General features: G+C 59.1%; 13 protein-coding genes. 7 read left to right on the top strand and 6 right to left on the bottom strand.

What is annotated here, in order from left to right; genetic code table 11:
• Positions 1-5 precede the first annotated feature (5 nt).
• The 5 genes from AC1RL5_RS06310 to AC1RL5_RS06290 all read left to right on the top strand — a co-directional run bounded on the left by AC1RL5_RS06310 (position 6) and on the right by AC1RL5_RS06290 (position 8,581).
• Entirely contained in the window at positions 6-1,370 is a 1,365-nt protein-coding gene (locus tag AC1RL5_RS06310; protein WP_103407061.1) for a glycosyltransferase, read from the top strand.
• The gene (locus tag AC1RL5_RS06305) at positions 1,370-3,994 is read left to right on the top strand and encodes a hypothetical protein (RefSeq protein WP_492589170.1); all 2,625 of its coding nucleotides are present in this window, start codon (positions 1,370-1,372) and stop codon (positions 3,992-3,994) included. Before AC1RL5_RS06310 ends, AC1RL5_RS06305 begins: the two co-directional genes overlap by 1 nt.
• A gap of 180 nt (positions 3,995-4,174) precedes the next feature.
• On the top strand, positions 4,175-6,100 hold the full coding sequence (gene asnB, locus AC1RL5_RS06300) for an asparagine synthase (glutamine-hydrolyzing) (RefSeq protein WP_145712846.1): 1,926 nt from the start codon (positions 4,175-4,177) through the stop codon (positions 6,098-6,100).
• The gene (locus tag AC1RL5_RS06295) at positions 6,090-7,331 is read left to right on the top strand and encodes a glycosyltransferase (protein ID WP_492589168.1); all 1,242 of its coding nucleotides are present in this window, start codon (positions 6,090-6,092) and stop codon (positions 7,329-7,331) included. The genes asnB and AC1RL5_RS06295 overlap by 11 nt, the downstream gene beginning before the upstream one ends.
• Entirely contained in the window at positions 7,328-8,581 is a 1,254-nt protein-coding gene (locus AC1RL5_RS06290; RefSeq protein WP_210457598.1) for a glycosyltransferase family 4 protein, read from the top strand. Before AC1RL5_RS06295 ends, AC1RL5_RS06290 begins: the two co-directional genes overlap by 4 nt.
• An 81-nt stretch (positions 8,582-8,662) precedes the next feature.
• Here the strand turns inward: AC1RL5_RS06290 and AC1RL5_RS06285 are convergent, their stop codons facing one another.
• Together AC1RL5_RS06285 and AC1RL5_RS06280 are read right to left on the bottom strand one after the other, a co-directional pair.
• Positions 8,663-9,466, bottom strand: coding sequence for a tetratricopeptide repeat protein (locus AC1RL5_RS06285; RefSeq protein ID WP_492589167.1), 804 nt, complete (start codon positions 9,464-9,466; stop codon positions 8,663-8,665).
• A 3-nt stretch (positions 9,467-9,469) separates the two neighbouring features.
• Positions 9,470-10,150 carry a Fe2+-dependent dioxygenase gene (locus tag AC1RL5_RS06280; RefSeq protein WP_492589166.1) on the bottom strand — a complete coding sequence of 227 codons (681 nt, stop codon included), beginning with the start codon at positions 10,148-10,150 and terminating at the stop codon, positions 9,470-9,472.
• Positions 10,151-10,356: 206 nt separating this feature from the next.
• On the opposite strand from AC1RL5_RS06280, the gene AC1RL5_RS06275 reads away from it, so the two are divergent.
• The gene (locus tag AC1RL5_RS06275; RefSeq protein ID WP_125063186.1) at positions 10,357-12,612 is read left to right on the top strand and encodes a TonB-dependent receptor; all 2,256 of its coding nucleotides are present in this window, start codon (positions 10,357-10,359) and stop codon (positions 12,610-12,612) included.
• Between the two features lie 156 nt (positions 12,613-12,768).
• Positions 12,769-15,300 (top strand): PepSY domain-containing protein, encoded by a 2,532-nt coding sequence (locus AC1RL5_RS06270; protein WP_492589165.1) that lies wholly within the window; start codon positions 12,769-12,771, stop codon positions 15,298-15,300.
• 266 nt (positions 15,301-15,566) lie between these two features.
• Here the strand turns inward: AC1RL5_RS06270 and AC1RL5_RS06265 are convergent, their stop codons facing one another.
• From AC1RL5_RS06265 to ptsP, 4 genes are all read right to left on the bottom strand, one after another.
• The gene (locus AC1RL5_RS06265) at positions 15,567-17,108 is read right to left on the bottom strand and encodes an alkaline phosphatase D family protein (RefSeq protein ID WP_145712612.1); all 1,542 of its coding nucleotides are present in this window, start codon (positions 17,106-17,108) and stop codon (positions 15,567-15,569) included.
• A 165-nt stretch (positions 17,109-17,273) separates the two neighbouring features.
• Positions 17,274-19,019 carry a PTS fructose-like transporter subunit IIB gene (locus tag AC1RL5_RS06260; protein WP_492589163.1) on the bottom strand — a complete coding sequence of 582 codons (1,746 nt, stop codon included), beginning with the start codon at positions 19,017-19,019 and terminating at the stop codon, positions 17,274-17,276.
• Positions 19,020-19,030: 11 nt separating this feature from the next.
• Positions 19,031-19,972, bottom strand: coding sequence for a 1-phosphofructokinase (gene pfkB / locus AC1RL5_RS06255; RefSeq protein ID WP_492589162.1), 942 nt, complete (start codon positions 19,970-19,972; stop codon positions 19,031-19,033).
• Positions 19,972-22,833: a phosphoenolpyruvate--protein phosphotransferase gene (ptsP, locus tag AC1RL5_RS06250; RefSeq protein WP_145712606.1), complete on the bottom strand. Its 2,862-nt coding sequence runs from the start codon at positions 22,831-22,833 to the stop codon at positions 19,972-19,974. Before ptsP ends, pfkB begins: the two co-directional genes overlap by 1 nt.
• Between the last annotated feature and the right edge of the window lie 181 nt (positions 22,834-23,014).

The following is a 23,014-nucleotide window of genomic DNA, read 5'->3' as shown; positions in this document are numbered from 1 at the left end:
ACCGTATGGCTTGTATTTTGATGCTTTGCCACGACCAGCATCTAGATCGCCGGGTCGTTGCACAAGCAGTTACATTGATATTACAGCAGCACTCAGTGCGCCTGCTTGCTTTATCGTTTGACAAGCAAACTACCCACGAACTGACCGCTGAAGGTATTCAGCTCACTCGTATAGGTCTGGATCATATTGTTCCAGAAAATCCAACTTACAAAGGATATATGAAACGCCAGTACAAACTAAACACCTTCCTAAATTGGAGAGTAAATCGACGTGCCTTTGTACATAAAATATCTCAACGCTTATTCACATATGCTAGTCATCTGAACTGGAACCTGTACAAGGCGCTTCTTTTACTTCGTTACCAGAACCGTATGCTGCATGACCCCCTACCCTTTCGCCAAGCCTTCGTCAAACATGGGCTCGAGTTCCCAAGTGATCTAGTTCAAGTCCATGACCTTCCAGCACTAGAGGCAGGTGCTGAACTGGCGGCAAAGTGGAACGTCCCACTCGCTTATGATGCTCACGAACTTTATCCCGAGCAAAAAACCTTTTCCCGAGCACAGCGTAAAATTTGCTCGGAATCAGAAGCGCGCCATATCAAAAAAGCAAATGTGGTTTTTGCAGTCAATGATTCCATTGCTCAGGAAATGGCGCAGCGATATCAAATCGACACACCGGTCACCCTCCTCAATGCAATCGATCCACCTCCCGAGTTCAAACCCGAGGTGCGTTATGACCTGTTACGTGAAAAACTCAACATCTCAGCCAAACGACGCATTTTGCTATTTCAAGGCGGCTTTTCCCCATATAGAAACCTCGAAAACTTGATTGCTGCCATCAGCCTGGTGAAAACCAAAGATATAGATCTAGTGATGATGGGCTTTGGAAGTTTTGGTGAGCTGCTTAAGAAAAAATCACTGTCACTCGGACTGCTGGGCTCACGCATCTACTTTTTGGAAGCTGTACCGCAAAGTGAACTTCTGCAACATAGTGCCTCTGCGGACATAGGAATCATTCCGTACCCACATGTTGACCTGAACTCCTATTATTGCACTCCAAACAAACTTTTCGAGTTTATTCAGGCTGGGCTTCCTATTTTGGCCAATGACTCCCCCGAGCTTAACCGTTTCGTCCGCAAAAAAGATTTCGGCATGACCAGAAAAATGAACACCCCCCATCAAATTGCCGAGGCTATAGATATCGCATTTTCTGCCATCGCATTAAAAACCTGGAAAAAAAACCTAGAAGAAAATCGCGTAACGCTGACATGGCAAACCCAGAAAAAAATCTATAGCGAAACTTTAGAAAAACATATGTCACCCAATACAGATCACGCAGTCCGCCCAACAACTCCGGCCGCAAATTTTTAATGAAGACTTCAAGTAAGATTTTTTTATTCTCCTCCACAATAACAATAATTATTGTATTAAGTTACGGCCTATTGCCATCCAATACAACAGACAAAACTACAACCTCGACCATGCTGAACTTTGAGGGCACTGGAATTGACAAAGACGTAAAAATCTCAAAATACGATAACAGCAATGTCAAAGAAAGCAGTACGGCCCCGGATAACTGGCTCTCAACAGCCCAGATTGACAAAGACACCATAGCGATTGCCAGCTACAAAAACATCATCCTGCTAAACAAGTCGAGAAAGAGCGTCTGCGAAGTAAAACCGGAGTGGCAATCAGACTTAGCAATTAAAAAAACCTGGACTCCCACAGGATTATTTTTTACCAACAAAACTCTGTATATCGCAAATCAAACCGGCAACAACATATTGACCGGCAATATAAGCCCTGAAGACTGCACGTTCACTGTTGAGACTTCTATTCAAGACGACTCTGGAAGAGGTCCAAAAAACATTTTCGTGGATAGCTTTGGCAATATTTACTCCGCCAACCATGACTCGGATAATCTTATAGCCTTCAACAAGAATGGAAATAAAATCTGGACTTCGGAGTTACGCAAACCCCATGGCATCACTGCGGACGAGCACTTCATATACGCAACAAGCCTTGCCAATAAGAATATCCAAAAACTAAATAAAAATACCGGCGAGAGCGTCCTCTCCCAAGGCAAGTCTGGGTGGAACATGCAGAATGGAGAGTACCTCTGGCCTACCTCTATAACTAACAGCGGAGAGGGCAAGCTACTCGTTTCCGATGCTCATTCAGGAATGATCGGCCTGCTTGACTCCAACACCCTCTCTCCGCTGCAAACCTTTGGTGGCCTGGGGCCAGGACTTAATTACTTTAGCTATCCATATAGTGCAGTATTAAATCAGTTTGACGAAATACTAGTCACCTCATCAATGCGTGCCAGCATCTATATCTACAACCTTCACAACCTCCAGCTCAAAGAAATTATCACACCAGTAGAACAAGGTTGGGCGTCATCCAAAAAATACAAGAGCCAAAAATTTGGAAACGACTGGACTAACTACCAAAATACAGCCGCCCCCTCTCAGTATTTTTTTGGTAAACGTACCACCTTAGGTTTTGGTCGCCTCTATAACCATGACGGGTCGTTAACGACATACAAAGTCCCTGAACCAAACGAACTCGTCTGGAATATCAAACCAAACTTAGACTTCCTGCAGAGCAAAAAAATAGATAATGACACACTGCTATTTTCATCCTCGACATCACAAGCTCTTCTTTACACCGAGCAAAATCCCAGCAACCTTCTAATCCCAGTTAAACTACCTAGCCAAGACAACTGGCTAGTCAACGATAAAGTCATCAGCAATGGCAAGTTTCTTGACCAGAAAGATATCAGCTCAAAAAAACATGATTTCATTAAGAAATTAGACTCATTAAGAAACAGCGCCCCTCTTACAGTGAGTGATGTTGCCAGCCTATATGCGACTGCAGACAACACTGATTTATTAGACTCTTCATTCAAAAGCTTTGCTGGAAAAAGTTTCTACAACTTCTGGCGCTACTGCAGCATCAGCAGATCCTGTTCAAAAAATGAACTTCAGGATATGGCATGGAGCTTTTTCAGACGCTTGGACAGCAATCATGAAGTTAGCCTGGGGGAGGCGGCCTTGGTATCCCTGATTTCAGAGAAGAACTGGACTGATACGACCAGCGTAAAACTACAGTCCTGCGGTGCTGGAAAATACTACAAAGGCTATGAGCCAGAAACAATAAAACCTGGAGATCTCAGCCACTATATTTCCGCAGTAGATATCTCTGGCTCCGAGCTTTGCATAACCAGCACGTCCCCCTCTACAGCCGCACAGCTTAAAATATTCTGGTTAAATCGCAACGAAGTTCCAAACTTGGTGAAGATAACGTCTACTAACGAAAAAGGCTTTGCAGCCACGATAAACCATACAATAAACGACGAAAATCTGCATCTCAGCTCAAGACTCGGCACGCCCTATAGCATAATTCCCTTACCTGAAAGCCATGGCCCTACAACATTTTCTTTAACATTAGGAAAAGGTGCAGCACAAAACAGGCTACTGATCAGAAACATCGAGCTTGTGTCAGGAAAAGCAGAAAAAATAGAACCATTAGACGTCGAGGGGCAAAAATTCTACGGAACCCATCATTTCCCAAGAAGTATATTGGAGTCGAATAAAGCCTTCTACGGCAATACTCCGAAAAAAGATGATGTTCTTCATTGCGGCCATTTTGCTGCTCGATACGTATATGAAAACTGCTATACAGAAAACTGTAAGTGGCGGATTCTTGGTCTACGAAATGGTTTGGCCAACCATACGATCGTTGAGGTAAAGGAGAATAACAATTGGAAAATAAAGGATCCAACCCTCGGGTATAAAGTTTCTTGCAGTTTTACGGACATCCAAGGCGGAAATTGCTTGCCTGATGAGTCCTCCATCACAGGAGCAAAAAAATGGGATACTCGTTTCAGCGGGTATGCTCCACAAGACTTTCTTCCGAACGCAGATATCCTGAGCATTACCTGGGGTACAGGAAAAATCACTGAAGGAGTTCTCTACCAAAACAGCCTCTAAGATTTTCATATGGTTTTTAATATGAGCTTCATGCGCCACAATCATATCAAGCTTGTATCGACCATTAAAAAGCCCTGCCGAAAAAAATTACTAATCGGGCTTATCAGCAGAAACTGAGAAACAAGCTAATTATCTGTTAATAGATAGACATGGCAATATTTGAAACACGGTGAAAAACTGATGTGTGGAATTACAGGTCAACTGAGCACCTCGGGCTCATCCAATGAACTTCGGGCTAGGTTAACCAAAATGATGGCGGCAATTCGCCACCGAGGCCCCGACGACGATGGCATTTGGCTTGATGACCAGCGCCCGGTCGGACTTGGGCATGTACGTCTAGCGATTATCGACCCGGAAAACGGCAAGCAACCTATGGTGACCGAGGACGGGCGCTATATCCTGGTATTCAATGGCGCTATCTACAACTATTTAGAGTTGCGCCGCGAACTGATTGGCAAGGGACATCCGATCCATAGCTATTCAGATACTGAAGTGTTGTTGTACGCCTATCGAGAGTGGGGGGAGCGGTGCCTGACTCGATTGCAGGGAATGTTTGCTTTAGCGATCTGGGACAAGGCGGAACAAAAGTTGTTCTGCGCACGCGATCGGCTGGGCATCAAGCCCTTCTATTACAGTTTCGATGGGCAACGCCTGATGTTCGCGTCGGAGATCAAGGCTCTCCTTGCCGATGAATCAGTACAAGCGCAAACCAACTCTGAAGGCCTGCAAGACTACCTGACCTTTCAGTTCTGCCTAGATGAGAAAACCCTCTTCAAGGGAATCAACAAGCTTGAACCTGGCTATTGCTTGACTGCCTGGTATGAGGATTCTGCGCTCAAGCTCAAGCTCCATCAGTACTGGGACCTGCAGTACAACATCGATGAAGAGCATGATGAGCGTTACTTCATCGATACTCTCTCAGGCTTACTTGACGACTCTATTCGCCTGCACATGCGCTCGGACTTGCCTTTAGGAGCCCACCTTTCGGGTGGACTGGACTCCAGTTCGATCGTCTGCCTCGCATCACGCATGCTCGGCGGCGAACAGATGAAAACCTTTACCGGGGCCTTCAGCGAGGGACCACAATTTGATGAAACCGCTTACGCCAAGGAGGTTTCGTCCTTCGCAGGAACAGACTACAACGAGATCTACATTTCTGGTCACACGTTGCCGGATATATTGCCCAAGCTGATGTATTACATGGACGAGCCGCTGGCCGGCCCGGGGGCCATCCCCCAGTACTATGTTTCTCAACTGGCAAGTAATCATGTGAAAGTCGTGATGGGCGGACAAGGTGGTGATGAACTGTTCATTGGCTATGCACGATACATGGCCGCCTACCTGGAGAAGTGCTTGTCTGGCGCAATTAATCAGACAGCTCACCAACGTCGCTATGCAGTGTCACTTGAGTCCATCGTACCCAACCTGCCTCTGCTCGGTACTTATCAACCCATGTTGCAAAGCTTGTGGCGAGATGGCCTGTTTGGCCCCGCCGATGAGCGTTACTTCCGCCTGGTTGATCGCAGCGAAGGAATGAGCCAGCTGTTCAATCAGGAGTCCTTGCGCGGCACATCAAACTACTCATCATTCGACTCGTTCCAGCGAATCTTCAATCGCCCTGAATTGCACTCGCTGGTCAACCAGATGACCTATTTTGATCTAAAGGGGTCTCTGCCGGCACTCCTTCATGTTGAAGACCGGACCAGTATGGCGAACTCCATCGAGTCCAGAGTACCGCTGTTGGACCATCGCATCGTGGAGTTCCTCGCCACCATCCCGCCCAACATCAAGTTCTCCGGCGGCCGGGTGAAGCACCTTTTCAAAGAGTCCGTACGCAGTGCGGTGCCCCCTAACATCTTTCACCGTAAAGACAAAATGGGCTTCCCCACACCTTTGACGCAATGGACCAAAGGCGTTGCACGGGATTTCGTTCGTGACACCCTGCTCTCTGATCGTGCCCGTCAAAGAGGCCTTTACCACATCCCGGCAGTGGAACAAGCACTGTCCAACGAGCGTGAATTTGGCCGCGTCGTTTGGGGGCTTCTGTGCCTCGAACTGTGGCATTGCATCTTCATCGATGGAGATATGAAACCCAGTGGAATCTGAACAACTGCAGCCTAAACCGCGGGCCCTCATGCTTTGCAACGATAGGCAGATCGATCGGCGCATTCTCCTGCAGGCGGACAGCCTGGAAGAAGATGGCTGGCATGTGACAATACTGGCCATGCCTCTGGATGATATTGCAGGTACAGAGGACCCGCGTGTCGTGCGCATAGGGGCGCAACAAGAATCCGCAGCGCGCCGAGAAAACAGGGTATTGCACGCCTACCGGATAGTACGCCGGCATTTGCCCATGAACGGTCGGCTGATGCGTTTCCTCAAGTCGCTGGCCTGGCGCTTCCTCGTTGATCAGGAACGCTTTTATCTCAATCTGTTTCTTGCTGACGGGACACGACATCCTGCTCAGGTGGTGGTAGCTCACGATCTGCCGATGCTTGCGGTTGCACGCCAACTAGCGCAAGAGTCTGGCGCCCGCTTGGTGTATGACAGTCATGAACTCTACTGCGAGCAGGAATTTTCCCGGGGCCAGCAACTGAGCTGGGCAAAGATCGAGCGCAAGCATATACATGCCTGTGATCGGGTCATTACGGTCAACCCGTCCGTTGCCCATGAATTGCAGGAGCGTTATGGACTGGCCGAGGTATCTGTTATCCATAACGCCGAACGCATAGGCCCGCTACAACCAAAATCCGCTTATTTACACCAGTGCTTCGGCGTTCCAGTGGAGCACCAGATTCTGTTGTTCCAGGGAGGTTTCTCCGCTGGACGCAATTTGCCCGAACTGGTGGAAGCCATGGCACTCCTGCGTTCCTTGCCAATCCATCTGGTACTGCTGGGAGGTGGGCAGTTGACCACCTCCCTGCAGCGGCTGATAGCGCGCCGAGGGTTGCAGTCGCGAGTGCATCTGCATCCTGCAGTTCCGCAAGCCCGCTTGCTTGAAATCACCGCAGCGGCCGATGCGGGAGTAATTCCCTATCAGCCTATATGTCTGAATAACTACTACTGCACACCAAACAAGCTGTTCGAGTTCATCGCGGCCGGCCTGCCGATTCTTGGCAGCGACCTGCCTGAACTGAGGCGTCTGATAGAAGGCCATAAGATCGGTCACGTTACCAACCTTGGCAGCCCCCAACAAATTGCCTCGGCAATCACAAACTTCTTTGCCGACGAGAAACGCCTGCAGGGCTGGAGCGAACGCCTTACTGCAGTCCGCGAGGAGCTGAGCTGGCAGCGTGAGAGCCAGCAGCTCAAACAGATTTATGGAATGTTCAAATGAAAGTGGCAGTGGTTTATCAATACTACCAAGGGCACTCCTCACCCGGGCATTCGCTGGTATATGAACTTACCCAGCACCTGGCAGCTCAAGGCCACAACGTAACAGTAGTGTCTGGCGAAACTGGGTATATGCAACGAGATCAACCGATGCAACCCTGGTATAAGCGCCTAGTCCGCCGGGAACAGGACGGTGCCGTTGAAATCATCCGTACTTATACCTACTCCGAGCTGCATCGCAGCTACCTCGGACGCCTGATCAGCTTCATTTCTTTCTCCTTGACGGCCCCTATTGGATTGATGAAGGTTTCTCGGCCTGATGTAGTACTGGCTTCTTCGCCACCGATTTTTCCGATGTTATCCGTCTGGCTGGTCTGCAAGTTACGCCGGATCCCCATGGTGTTTGAGGTTCGTGACTTGTGGCCGGAGTCAGCGATACAGATGGGTATCCTGAGCAACCGGCAACTGATCGGCATCATGTACTGGATGGAACGCCTGCTATACGACAAGGCTGCACGGATTGTGACCCTGACCCAGGGTATTCACGATGACATCCAGGCACGTGGCTGGCCTGCGAAGAAACTGGAGGTTATCACCTGCGGCATTGATACCCAGATGCTCTTCCCCGACGCCAAGGCCGGCCAGGCTGTGCGCCAAGAACAAGGTTGGGAGGGGCGCAAGATCGTGCTGTACTTCGGCGCTTTGGGAGAAGCCAACAACCTGGACGTGATCATCGATGCCGCAGCTCACTCCAAGGATGAGAAACTACTTTTTCTCCTGATCGGCGATGGTATGAAGCGGGCTCATATAGAACGTCGCATCGCCCAGTTGCAGATTGATAATGTGCAGCTACTGGCACCGGTATCCAAAAGCTTGGCCCGGGGGTTCATAAATTCGGCAGATGTGTGTTTGGTTACGTTGCAGGACATATCCCTGTTCAAGGGAGCTATCCCTACCAAGTTGCTGGATTACATGGCCTGTGGAAAACCGGTCTTGTGCGGTGTAGAAGGAGAGGCCGCAGCGATCATCAGCGCCGCTGATGCAGGGGTGAACTTTCCACCGAACAATAGCCGTCAACTAGCCTCGGTACTGGCAACTCTGATGAAAGACCAGGCGCTAAGGGAGCGAATGGGCAGCAACGGAGCGCAGTACATTCAGAAAAACTTCGACGCCATAAGAGGACGCCTGGCGATGGAAAAGCTACTAAGCAAGGTGGCCAACGAAAACTCAACTCCGAGGGCCAGGCAGAAATAGTAGTAGTGCCTGAGAGCAGAATCTGACGGCGCATGGGGCCCCCTCAGCACAGGGTCATCCAAAAAACAGCTTCGCCGTTGGTTAACTGAGCAGTTTCTGCTCAAGCAGAATAGCTAACTGCTCTTGATCCCTCACATCCCCTATCTCGGCAGCGCGCTGGTAATAAGCCCGGGCCATACCTCGGACCTGTGGACTACCAGCACTCAATAACGAACCACCAGCTACCCGGAGAAAATTCAGGTTGCCACCGGCCAGAGCCCGTTGCAGCCACTCCACGGCTTCGTCGGTACGCCCGGTATCGGCCAGCACCGCCGCATGGCTGAACTGCCCGCGAAAATCCCCGCCTTCGGCCGAGCGCCGGTACCAGTCCCGCGCCGCTTCAAGGTCGGCCTGGCACACCAGCCCCTCCTCCAGGTAGCGCCCCAGCAGGTTCATCGATTTGGCATGGCCAAGGTCCGCCGCACGACGGTAATAGGCCAGGGCCAAGGCATGGTTCTGCACCACGCCGCGACCGGTGGCCAACAGGTTGGCGTAGTTGTACAGCCCCCAGTCCAACCCCGCCTCGGCAGCCAGGCGATAGTGCCCGGCCGCGCGGACGGCATCCGCCGGGCAACCCCAGCCGTGCTCATGGCAGCGCCCCAGCATGTTGCGCGCCATCAGGTGCCCACGTTGTGCGGCGATCTCGAACCAGCGCACCGCCAGGGGTTGATCCTGCTGGATGCCGCGACCGTCGAGGAGGATCTGCCCCAGCAGCGCCTGGGCGTCCAGCAGGCCCTCGGAAGCAGCGGCCAGCACCGCCTGGGCGGCGCGGGCCGGGCTCTCCTCAAGCATGGCGCTCAGTTGCGCGCCGTCGAGGAGCTCCTCGCGACGAAGTTGAAAAGTCACGGCTTACACCTCGACCCAGCGACGCAAAAGGTTGTGGTAGGTGCCGGTCAGGCGGATCAGGGAGGAATGGTCGGGCACGTCCCGGGTCAGTTCCTGGATCGCGCCGTCCATCTCGAACAGCAAGGCGCGCTGGCTATCTTCGCGCACCAGGCTCTGGGTCCAGAAGAATGAGGCGTAGCGAGCACCCCGGGTCACCGGGTTGACCTTGTGCAGGCTGGTGCCTGGATACAGCACCATGTCCCCCGCCGGCAGCTTGACCCGCTGCAGGCCGAAGGTGTCCTGGATCTCCAGCTCGCCGCCTTCGTAATCCTCGGGGTCGCTGAAGAACAGGGTCGACGACAGGTCCGTACGCACCCGCTCCGGGCTGCCCTTGGGCTGGCGCACCGCGTTGTCGATATGAAAATCGAAACTGCCGCCGGCGGTGTAGCAGTTGATCAGCGGCGGAAACACCTTGTGCGGCAAGGCGGCGGACATGAACAGCGGGTTCTGCCACAGGCGATCGAGCATCGCCGCGCCGATCTCCTGGGCCAGCGGGTGGCCTTCCGGCAATTGCAGGTTGTGCTTGGCCTTGGCCGACTGGTAACCGGCGGTGATCTTGCCGTCCGCCCAGTCCGCCTGTTCCAGGGCTTCACGGATGCGCCCGACCTCGTCACGGGTGAACACGCCAGGGATGTGCAGCAACATGGCCAGGTACCTGCAGAGCGAAAGGCCGTCAATGATATTGATTCTTATTGACTGTGTAAAACCCCGGGACGCATGAGAACGTAAAAACCGTAAAGGCAAATTGTAAAGAATGTAAATTAAGTGCGAATAGCAATATTTCGCAATTGATAACAAATGTTTCTTTCCCCTATATTCCGCCGCCTCAAATCCTTGGGGAGGGGAAAAACATGTCACGCCAACAACCACCATCCGCTGTCAGTTCACCACGCCTGCTGGCGTCTGCAATTGGCGTGGCGATCACCGCCGGCTCCGCAGGCCATATGGTCCAGGCGGCTGAAGAGACTCAGCAGAAGACTTCGGGCAAAGCCATTGCCCTGGAAGCCACCAGCATTACCGGTGAGGCCCAGGAACAGACGTCTTACAAGGTCGACACCTCCTCCTCGAAAAAATACACAGCACCATTGCGGGAAACGCCGAAAAGCGTGACGGTGATTCCCCAGCAAGTGATGCGGGACACTGCGGCCACCAGCCTGGTGGATGCCCTGCGTACCACACCCGGGATTACCTTCGGTGCCGGTGAAGGCGGCAACCCAGCCGGCGACCGCCCGATCATTCGCGGCTTCAACGCCGAAAGCGACGTGTTCATCGACGGCATGCGTGATCCTGCCTCGCAAAGCCGGGAGATCTTCAACGTCGAATCCATCGAAGTCAGCAAGGGCCCTGGCTCGGCCTTTACCGGTGCCGGTTCCACCGGCGGCAGCCTGAACCTGATCTCCAAGACCGCCAAGCTGGGCAATTCCTACAACGGTGGTTTCACCTGGGGCTCGGACCAGACCAAACGCACCACCCTGGACCTCAACCAGCAGATGACCGACAGTTCGGCCTTTCGCCTGAACCTGATGAAGCACGAGGCCAACGTGGCCGGTCGCGACGCCGTGGAAGTCAGCCGCTGGGGCGTGGCGCCTTCCTTCGCGTTCGGCCTGGGTACCGATACCCGGGTCACCGTGGGCTACTACCACCTCAACACCGATGACATCCCGGATTACGGTATCCCGTTGACCAACAGCGGCACTCGCCGCAGCAAGTACAACGTCGACAAACCGGTCAGCGTCAATCGTGACAACTTCTACGGCCTCACCGGCCGCGACTACCGCAAGACCAGCGAAGACAGCGGCACGATCAAGATCGAACACGACCTGAACGACAGCCTGACCCTGTCCAACAGCTTCCGCCTGTCGCGCTCGACCCTGGACTACGTCGTCACCAACCCGGATGACAGCCGTGGCAACGTGGCCAACGGCACCGTCTATCGCAGCCCGAAAAGCCGCAACTCGACCTCCAAGGGCTGGACCAACCAGACCGACCTGAGCGCCAAGTTCGACACCGGTTTCATCGAGCACAGCCTGGTGACCGGTATCGAGTTCTCCTACGTGGATACCCACAACCGTGCCTACGACGTGACCTCGGCGGTCAACGGCAGTACCTGTAACGCGGCCCTGATCGCCAATGGCGACTGCACCAGCCTTAACAACCCGACACCGGGCGCTGGTTGGAACGGCACCATCAAGGACAGCGCGGCCTACACCGACACCGACACCAAGACCGCTGCGGCCTACGTGTTCGACACCCTGAAGTTCAATGAGCAATGGTCGTTGAACCTGGGCCTGCGTTTCGACGATTACCAGACCCGCTCCAGTGGCTACGCTACCCGTGCCCCAGTGGGCGAGTTCGCCCGCGAAAACAACTCGCAGCTGTGGAACTACCAGATCGGCGTGGTCTACAAACCGCTGCCCAACGGCAGCGTCTACGCGGCCTACTCCACCTCTAGCAACCCGGCGGGTGAAACCAGCGGCAACGGTGGCCTGGACCTGGCGGCGAACAACAGCAGCCTGGACCCGGAAAAGAACCGCAACTATGAAGTGGGCACCAAGTGGGACTTCTTCGATGACGATCTGTCGTTGACCGCCGCCCTGTTCCGCACTGAGAAAACCAATGCGAGGATCAACGATCCGGATGGCGGCGCCACCCAGGTGCTGGACGGTGAACAACGGGTCAACGGCCTGGAACTGACCTACAGCGGCAAGCTGACCCGCAACTGGAAGGTCTACGGCGGCTACACCTACATGGAAAGCGAAGTGGTGAAAACCACCCTGGCAGTGGACGAGGGCAACCACACCCCGAGCACGCCACGGAACAACTTCACCCTGTGGTCGACCTATGACCTGATCCCGGAACGCCTCACTGTCGGCGCCGGCGCTACCTTCGTCGATTCGCAGTTCGGCAACATCGCCAACTCGGTGGAGATCCCGTCCTACTGGCGCTACGACGCCATGGCCAGCTACAAGCTGACCAAGAACGTCGACCTGCAACTCAACGTGCAGAACCTGACCGACAAGCGTTACTTCGATCAAGTCTTCCAGACCCACTACGCCCACGTTGCCGCCGGCCGTACCGCGCTGATGAGTGCCAACTTCCACTTCTAATCCAATGCAGCACTGTCCTGTGGCCACGGCCACAGGCGCCCAAGCCCCACGCATTTCAATGCTTGGGGCTTTTGCATGTAAAAACGAATGCTTCTCGACAACACACGGCATAATGCGCGCCGTGTTTCCTCTCTCTGGACGAACAAGGCGAGTGACGTGTTGAAGAAAACCCTGTTCCAGCTGCACTGGTTCTTCGGCATCAGCGCGGGGCTGATCCTGGCCCTGATGGGCATCACCGGGGCGACCGTGTCGTTCCAGGACGAAATCCTGCGCGCCCTCAATCCATCGGTGCTGCAAGTCGACAAGCTCCCCGCCGGGGTACTGCCGCCCGCCGAACTGGTGGAAAAAATCCAGGCCGCCGAAGGCAAGACGGTGTCCATGCTCTGGGTCGAGACCGACAGCGGCAACGCCGCGCGGGTGTTCTTCACCCCGCCGCCGGGGGAACGCCGTGGCCAGATGCGCTACTTCGACCCCTATACCGGCGAGTTCATGGGCGACGCCATCGGCCAGGACTTCTTCGGCCTCATGCTGCAATTGCACCGCTTCCTGGCCATCGGCGACACCGGCCGGCAGATCACCGGCGCCTGCACCCTGATCCTGATCTTCTTCTGCCTGTCCGGGCTGTACCTGCGCTGGCCGCGCCAGGTCGGCAACTGGCGGGTGTGGCTGACCCTGGACTGGGCCAAGAAAGGCCGCGGCTTCAACTGGGACCTGCACGCCGTGTTCGGCACCTGGTGCCTGCTGTTCTACCTGCTGTTCGCCCTCACCGGCCTGTACTGGTCCTACGACTGGTACCGGGAGGGCCTGACCAAGCTACTCTCCGATGCGCCACACAGCGAGCGCCAGCGTGGCGGCCGTGGTGGCCCGCCGCCCAAGGGCCCGGCCCCGGTGGCGGACTACAACGCCATGTGGAGCAGCATCTACAGCGCCGCCGGCAAGGACCTCAATGCCTACAACATCCGTATGCCTGCCGTGGCCGGGCAGCCGGCGACCGTGTTCTACCTGCTCAAGAGCTCCCCCCACGAACGGGCGCTGAACCAACTGACCCTGGACCCGGCCACCGGGGTGATCAGCCGTCATGACCGCTACGCCGACAAGAGCCTCAAGTCGCAGTTGCTCACTAGCGTCTACGCACTGCACGTGGGCAGCTACTTCGGCCTGGTGGGGCGCATCCTGCTGACCCTGGCCTCCTTGACCATGCCGCTGTTCTTCGTCACCGGCTGGCTGCTGTACCTGGATCGCCGACGCAAGAAGCGCCAGATCAAGCAGGCCCGCCAGGGCCTGGAAAGTACCGCCCCCGACGGCTCGGCGTGGCTGATCGGCTTCGCCAGCCAGAGCGGCTTTGCCGAGCAGCTGGCCTGGCAGACCGCCGGGCAATTGCAGGCTGCCGGGGTGGCGACCAAGGTCCAGCCGCTGAGCAATCTCAGCGAACAGGACCTGCGTGACGCTCAGCGCGCGCTGTTCGTGGTCAGCACCTTTGGCGACGGCGAAGCACCGGACAGCGCCCGCGGCTTCGAGCGCAAGCTGCTGGGCCGCGAGCTGTCGCTGCAAGGCCTGCAATACGCCGTGCTCGGCCTGGGCGACCGCCAGTACCAGCACTTCTGCGGCTTTGCCCGACGCCTGCACGACTGGCTGTCGAACCAGGGCGGCAGCACCCTGTTCGCCCCCATCGAGGTGGACAGCGGCGACAGCTACGCCCTGCGCCACTGGCAGCAGCAACTGGGCCAGCTCACCGGCCATGCCCCGGTAGACCTGTGGCAGGCCCCGGCCTTCGACAACTGGACCCTGAAGAGCCGCACCCTGCTCAACCCCGACAGCAGCGGCTCCGGGGTCTACCTGCTGCAACTGCTGGCCCCCAGCGCCAGCAGCTGGCTGGCTGGCGACCTGGTGGAAGTCATGCCGCGCAACAGCCCGTGGCTGGTCGAATACTTCCTCGACGGCCTGGGGCTTTCCGGCGAGGCCAGGGCCCAGCTCGACGGCCTGGAAGAGAGCCTGGAACAAGCCTTGGGCAGCCGCCAGCTACCAGAAAACCGCACCCACCTGGTGGGCCTGCACGCCCAGGCCCTGGTGGATGCCCTGGTGCCCCTGAGCATGCGCGAATACTCCATCGCCTCGATTGCCGCCGACGGTTGCCTGGAGCTGCTGGTACGCCAGGAACGCCACGCCGACGGCAGCCTGGGGATCGGTTCCGGCTGGCTCACTGAGCATGCTGCGGTGGGTTCGAGCATCAGCCTGCGGGTGCGGCGCAACAGCGGCTTCCACCTGCCGGCCGAACCTTGCCCACTGATTCTGCTGGGCAACGGCACCGGGCTGGCGGGCTTGCGCAGCCTGCTCAAGGCCCGGATCGCCGACGGCCAGCAACGCAACTGGCTGATCTTTGGCGAGCGCAATGCCGAGCATGATTTCTACTTCAAGGATGAACTGCAGGAATGGCGCACCCGGGGCGACCTGAGCCGCCTGGACCTGGCGTTCTCCCGGGACCAGGCCGAGAAGGTCTACGTCCAGGACCGCCTGCGCCAGGCGGCGGACGAGCTGAAAAAATGGCTGGACGATGGCGCCGCGCTCTACATCTGCGGCAGCTTGCAGGGCATGGCGTCGGGGGTGGATCAGGTGCTCATCGAGGTACTGGGCGCAGACCACGTCGAACGCCTGATTGAGCAGGGTCGCTACCGCCGCGACGTTTACTGAGGCGTCAGACGCTTCGCCGGCAAGCCGGCTCCTGCACCAATCCTGCTGCCCCCTCCGTAGGAGCTGGCTTGCCAGCGAAGGCGCCCTTCAGAACAGCGCAAGGCGCAAGGGCCTCTTCGCCGGCAAGCCGGCTCCTACATCAATCGTGCCGCACCCTCCGTAGGAGCTGGCTTGCCAGCGAAGGCGCCCTTCAGATCGGCGCAAGGCTCATGGGCCCTATTCGCTGGCAAGCCGGCTCCTCCGGGACGGGACGTTGGCGGGGATGGTTACGCCGGTTGCAGGTTGTGCTCGTATACCGCCACGCCATCCAGGTCCCGCAGGATTACCTTCAGCTCTGCCGTCTGGCCATCGATCTGCACTTCGCCAAAGAACTGGAAGCCGGCAAAGGGTGAAGTGTTCTGCGCTGGCGGCGCCTTCTGGAACACCACTTCCGGGCCGAAGGTCTTGTCCAGCACATTGGGCCCGAAACTCCCCGCGTTCAGGGGGCCGGCGACAAATTCCCAGAACGGCTCGAAATCCTGGAACGCCGCCCGATCCGGGTGGTAGTGGTGGGCCGCGCAGTAGTGCACGTCCGCCGTCAGCCACACATGATTGCGCACCTGATGCTTGCGCAAATACGCTAGCAGCTCGGCAATCTCCAGCTCGCGGCCCTGGGCCGGGCCCGGGTCGCCGTTGGCGATCGCCTCCCAGCGCGCCACCCCGGGGCTGACTTCGCCATCGGGCACGCCCAGGCCAATGGGCATGTCCGCCGCCACCACTTTCCACTGGGCCGAGGAGTCCTTGAGCTCACGCTTCAGCCAATCGAGTTGCTCGCGGCCGAGGAAAGGTTTCTCGCCGCCGAGGTTGTCATCGTTGGGGCCGCGATAGCTGCGCATGTCCAGCACGAACACATCCAGCAACGGCCCATAGCTGAGCTTGCGGTAGATGCGCCCGCCGCCATCGGCGCTCTGCCGGCGCATGGGCGAATACTCCAGCCAGGCCTGGCGCGCGCGGCCCACCAGGGTCTGGATGTCCTTGACCACGTAACGTTCGTCCAGCTGCTTGCTCGGCGACCAGTTATTGACCACCTCGTGGTCGTCCCACTGCCAGATCTGCGGCACCTCGGCGTTGAAGCGGCGCAGGTTTTCGTCCATCAGGTTGTAGCGGTAGTTGCCCCGGTATTCGTCGAGGGTCTCGGCCACTTTGCTCTTGGCCTCGGTGGTGAGGTTGCGCCAGATGCGCCCGTCTTCCACGGTCAACTGCGCCGGCACCGGGCCGTCGGCGTAGATGGTGTCGCCGCTGTGGATAAAGAAGTCCGGCAGGCGCAGGCGCATTGCCTCGTAGATGCGCATGCCGCCGATATCCGGGTTGATGCCGAAGCCCTGCCCTACCGTGTCGCCGCTCCAGACAAAACGAATGTCCCGGCGTTGCGAAGGCGCACTGCGCAAATGGCCGAACCAGGGTTCGCTGGCCACGCCGGACTGGGCGTCCTCGAAGGTCACCCGATAGAAGATCGCCTGATTGGCCGGCAGCCCGGTCAACTCCACCCGCGCCGTGAAATCGGTGCGGGCATCGGCCAGGGGCGAAACAGAGCGCCGGGGGTTGCTGAACATGCTTCGCGTGTCCCACTCCACCACCATCCGCGCCGGACGATCGCTGCGGCTCCAGATCATCGCCTTATCCCCCAGCAGATCCCCGGACTGCACCCCGTCGGTGAGCTGCGGCCGATCCTTGACCGAAGCAATCACCGCCGGCGCCAGGCTCGGCATCAACAGCCCCGCCCCGGCGATTTGCATGATCCGACGACGGCCGAGGTTGAACTCGCTCATGGTGACTCCCTGACAATGGTCAAAAAGCACACCTTAGACAGTGGGGATGAAGGGGGTGTGACAAGGAGCTGAAGGCCGTATTGCAGATAGGTCGTTCTCAACCTGCGGCAGCGTCTACAACGGGTGCCGTTGCGGGATTGCGCCGCAACGGATGTGCCGTGGAGGTCAGGCCGCCTTGGCCGGTTCCAGGGCCAGTTCGACGGTCTCTGGCCGTTTCACCAGCGCATAGACAACCGCCGTCAGCAGGCTGCCCGCGACAATCGCCAGCAGGTACAGCAACGCATGGTTGATGGCATTCGGGATCAGCATGACGAACAGGCCGCCGTGGGGCGCCATCAGTTTGCAGCCGAAGTACATCGACAAAGCCCCGGTCAGGGCGCCGCCGGCGATGCTCGCCGGGATCACTCGCAACGGGTCCTTGGCGGCAAACGGAATCGCGCCTTCGGAGATAAAGCACAGGCCCAATACCAGGGCGGCCTTGCCGGCTTCGCGTTCGGTCTGGGCAAATTTGCGTCGGGCAATGAAGGTGGCAATGCCCAGGCCAATGGGCGGTACCATGCCCGCGGCCATGGTCGCGGCCATCGGTGCATAGCTCTGGGACGCCAGCAGCCCTACCGAGAACGCATAGGCCGCCTTGTTGATCGGCCCGCCCAGGTCGACGCACATCATGCCGCCCAGCAGTACCCCCAGCAGAATCGCGTTGGTGGTACCCATGCTGTCGAGGAAGTGGGTCAGGGCTTCGAGCATGCCCGCCACGGGTTTGCCCACCACGTAGATCATCACCAGCCCGGTGAACAGGCTGGCCAGCAGCGGGATGATCAGGATAGGTTTCAGCGCCTCCAGGCTTTGCGGCAAGCGCGCATATTTATTGATCGCCTTGGCCGCATAACCGGCGAGGAAGCCGGCGACGATGCCGCCGATAAAACCCGCACCCAGGGTGCTGGCGAGCATGCCACCGATCATTCCCGGCGCCAGGCCTGGGCGGTCGGCGATAGAGTAGGCGATGTAACCCGCCAGCAGCGGCACCATCAACTTGAAGGCGGTCTCGCCGCCGATCTGCATCAAGGCCGCGGCCAGGGTGCCCTCCTCCTTGAACGCGGTGATGCCGAAGACGAAGGACAGGGCAATCATCAAACCGCCCGCCACCACCATCGGCAGCATGAACGACACCCCGGTCAGCAGGTGTTTGTAGACCCCGGTCTTCTCCTGCTTGGCCGGTGCCTGGGCGCCTGCTACGGAGGACTCCATCCGGCCCTCGGCCAGAGCCTTGTTCAGGGTCGCTTCGGACTGTTTCAGGGCCACGCCGGTGCCGCAGCGATAAATGCGCTTGCCGGCAAAACGTTCGGTGGGCACTTCGATGTCCGCCGCCAGCAGCACCACGTCGGCCTCGGCAATGGCTTGGGCGCTCAGCGGATTGCGCGCGCCCACCGAGCCCTGGGTTTCCACTTGCAGGTCGTAGCCCAGGCGCTTGGCGGTCTGCTGCAGGGCCTCGGCGGCCATGAAGGTGTGAGCCACGCCAGTCGGGCAGGCAGTGATCGCCACCAGCCGCGGGGCGCGCTTGGCTGTTTCGAGCACCGGCTCGACACTGGCCTCGGTGGCGACATGGACCTGGGCCTCTTCAGCGCCGCGACGCAGCACTGCATCGACATCCTGCAGGGCCTGGGACGGGCTGCTGCGGTACACCCGCTTGCCGACAAAACGCGACATATCCACAGGCCCGGTGCTGACCACCAGCACCCACTCGGCGGCCTCAATGGTGGCCGCCGAGAGTTGGCGTTCCGGGTGCGCTTCATCGTGCACTTCGACGCTGGTGCTCCAGCCCTGGCGCTGCGCCGCGGCGTCCAGCAGGCGGGCGCAGAGCACGCTGGTGACCATGCCGTTGGGGCAGGCGGTAACTATGGCTAACTTCATGGGCAACCCTCTTATTGTTCTAGGAGGGGATGCACGCGCACCCCCTGCTCCAGCCGGGCCAGTTGCACCCTGTCGCTGATGCCGAAACCGATCTGGGTCACGGCCATGGCGGCAATCGCCGTGGCGGTGCGCAGGGTCTGTTCAAACGGCTGGGCGCTGAGCAGGCCGTGGAGCATGCCCGCCAGCAGCGAGTCGCCGGCGCCTACGGTGCTGACCACGCGGACCTTGGGCGGCAAGGCCTGCAGGGACGGCGCGGGGCTGAACCAGTTGACCCCCTCGGCGCCGTGGGACACCACCACATGCTCGACGCCCTGGGCGCGCAACTGGCGCGCAGCCTCGGCCTGCCCGGCCACTGAAACCACCGGGCTGCCCAGGGCGTCCGCCAGCTCTTCGGTGTTGGGCTTGACCAGCCAGGGGCCTGCCGCCAGGCCGGCGCGCAAGGCAGCGCCGCTGGTGTCGAGGGCGACTTTAAGACCGAGGTTTTTCAAACGCAGCAGCAGGGCCTGGAACCATTCGGGGCTGACCCCGCGCGGCAGGCTGCCGGCCACCACCACCGCGTCATGCCCGGGAGCGATCTGTTCCAGGCGTTCAAGCAGGGCTTGTTGCGCGGCTTCACTGACCTCGGGCCCTGGGCCGTTGATATCGGTAATGCGCCCGTCGCCTTCGGCCAGCTTGATGTTGCTGCGAGTGTCCCCGGGCACACGGATAAAGGCGTCGACAAACCCGCGCTGGGCAAACAACAGGTCGAAGGCCTGCGGATTGTTTTCCCCGAGAAAGCCGCTGACGGTCAGTTGATGGCCGAGGTCGGCCAGCACCTGGGCCACGTTCACGCCCTTGCCAGCGGCGTGGGTGTACATGGCGTCGCTGCGGTTGACCTGCCCTGCGTCCAGGCGCGCCAGCTGCACCGTCAGGTCCAGCGCCGGGTTGAGGGTCAGGGTGAGAATCTTCGCCATTACATGGCCTCCACTAGGGCGCGCACTTCGTTGGCGCTGCCGACGGCCAGGGCCTGTTGAGCAAGGGTTTGTACCTGGGCCAGGCGCAGTTCACGGATCCGCGCCTTGACCTCGGCGATGCTGCGTCCGGAAACACTGAGTTCATCCACCCCCAGGCCCACCAGCACCGGCACCGCCAGTGGGTCGGCCGCCAGCTCGCCGCAGACCCCGACCCACTTGCCGTGGGCGTGGGCGGCACGCACGGTGATGTCGATCAGTTGCAGCACCGCCGGGTGCAGGCCGTCGGCCTGGGCGGAAAGGGTCGGGTGGCCACGATCGATGGCCAGGGTGTATTGGGTCAGGTCGTTGGTGCCGATGCTGAAGAAGTCCACTTCCTTGGCCAGCACCGGCGCCAGCAGGGCGGCGGACGGCACTTCGATCATGATCCCCAGTTGCAGGTCGGCCACCGGGATTTCCCGGCGCAGGCGCTCGGTCATGTCCCGGGCCTGGCGCCACTCTTCGACGCTGCCGACCATGGGGAACATGATCCGCAGCGGGCGGTTGTCCGCCGAGCGCAACAGGGCGCGCAATTGCGCTTCCATGATCAGTGGCCGCTGCAGGGTCAGGCGGATGCCGCGCACGCCGAGGAAGGGGTTTTCTTCCTTGGCGATCGGCCAGTAAGGCAGCGGTTTGTCACCGCCCACGTCCAGGGTGCGCACCACCAGCGGCCGCCCGGCGAGGCCGTCGAGCACGCGGCGGTATTCGGCTTCCTGGGTGGCTTCGTCCGGGGCCTGGGGATGGGCCATGAAGATCAGTTCGGTGCGCAGCAGGCCGATGCCTTCGGCGCCGTTTTCCACGGCGGCCGCGACACCGGCGCTTTCACCGATATTGGCGAACACCTCGACCGCGTGACCATCGGTGGTATGGGCCGCCTGATGACGTTGCTCGGCGGCCGCCTTGAGCCGTTGCTCGCGGTTGTCGCGCTCTTCGGCCGCCCGTTGCAAGGTCGTGCTATCAGCGTCGACATGCAGGCGCCCGCGTTGGCCGTCCAGCAACAAGGGCGTACCGGACTTGATCAGCAGCACGCTGGCCCCCGCGCCCACCAGGGCCGGAATCCCCAGGGCCCGGGCGACGATGGCGCTGTGGGCGGTGGCGCCGCCGCGGGCGGTGAGAATACCGGCGACCCGGGTCGGATCGAGGCGCGCGACGTCCGAAGGGCCTACTTCATCCATCACCAGGATGTAGGGCTGGTCCGGCTCGGCCGGGGTTTCAATGCCGCACAGTTGCGCCAGCACCCGGCGGCCGATGTCCCGCAGGTCGGCGGCGCGCTCGGCGAGCAAGGCGTCCTGCAGGGCTTCCTGCTGTTTGGCGGCACTTTCGATCACGGTCATCCACGCCGCTTCGGCGCTTTCGCCCTGCTTGAGGCGGGTGTCCACTTCATCGCTCAGTTCGGGGTCGTCGAGCATTTCCTGATGGGTGATGAAGATTTCGCGGATGGCCTTGGCCTGGCTGCGCTGGATCAGCCCCTGGATGTCCTCGCGGACCTCGGCCAGGGCCTGCTGCAAGCGCTGGCGCTCGATGGCGGTGGACTCGCCCCGCAGTGGGTAATCGATACTTTGCTGGACCTGGATATGGGCCGGGCCGATGGCGATGCCGGGCGCAGCGGCGATGGCCTGGATCAGGCTGCCGGAGGCCGGGGCGCTGAGCGGCTCGACGACCTCTTGTGGCTCTTGCCGAGGCGTGCTGACAGCCGGCAATGGCTCGACCTCTTCGCCCAGGCCCTCTTCGATGGCTGCCAGTAACGCGGGCAAGGCATCGGCGGCAATGCTGGGTTCAGCGATCAGTTCCAGTACCTGGCCGCGCCGCGCCCCTAGGCTCAGCAGCTTGCTCAGGCTTTTGACCGAGACCGCAGAATCCTTGCCATCGACGATGCGGATGCGGATCTCGCCTTCAAAGTTCTTTGCCAGTTGCGCCAGCACCTTGGCCGGGCGCGCATGCAGGCCGTGGGCGTTGGCCAGGGCGATGCGGGCGCTGGGCCAGTCCGCCGGCAACTCGCCACCGAGCACTTCCAGGACTGCGCGGCTGCTGGTGGCGCGGCCCAATTCCTGGCCACGGCCTTCGATCAGCAGCGCACACAGGCGCTCCAGCAGGGCCTGGTGGGCTTCCCCCAGGCTGGCCAGGCAGAACAGGCCGCTGAGGGGCTGGCCCAGGTAGCGGATGGGTTTGTCCGGGGTGACGAACGCCAGCCCCGGGCGCAGCACGGTCTGCTCGCTGTGCAGCCACCACAGGCCGTCACCCAGGGGCAGCGCCTCCACCTGTTGCAGCACCGCGGCAAAGCCGTTGCTCACGCACTCGGCCTGGCGCAGCAGGCGAGCGCCGCGCCAGACCAGCTCTTCGAAATCTTCCGCCGCCACACCGAGGCCGATCATCTGTGCGTCCAGCGCCAGTTCCTGGGGTGCGCCCTGCAACAACTTGAGCAGGGCCTGGGGAGAGCTGGCGCGACGCAGGGCCTGGCCCAGGTCGGTTTCACCCAGGGCGCGGGTCAGGAGTTGCAGGAGTCGCAAATGCTCGTCGGATTTGGCCGCGATGCCGATGGCCAGGTAGACGATCTGCCCGTCGCCCCAATCCACGCCGTCGGGAAACTGCAGCAGGCGCACACCGGTGGCAAAGACCTGGTCGCGGGTTTCCGGGGTGCCGTGGGGAATGGCGATGCCTTGGCCAAGAAAGGTCGAGCCCTGGGCTTCGCGGGCCTGGAGACCAGCCAGGTAACCCTCGGCCACCAGGCCGTCCGCCACCAGTTTGCCGGCCAGCAAGTGCAACGCCGCGGACTTATCCACAGCCGACTGGCCCATGGATATCTGCTCTACAGTGAGCTCGAGCATGGCTTCTCCTATTTAGCGCGGCAGGGGGCGGCGCTAGGTATTGTTTTAAGTAAGCAGCGTAGGCGTCTTTACTGCCACAAACGGGACTCGGTGCCTGGCAGGGGCGTTTTCCGTTCGGGCTTGGGCCTAGAAAATACGCTTGCTGAAACGTTTAATCTAGCAAGTTTGGTACGTTACTCCA

This window comes from Pseudomonas sp. GW822-FHT06D10, assembly GCF_058799535.1.
Note: the sequence above shows the minus strand (reverse complement) of the source record. Positions and strands in the feature narration are given on the sequence as shown.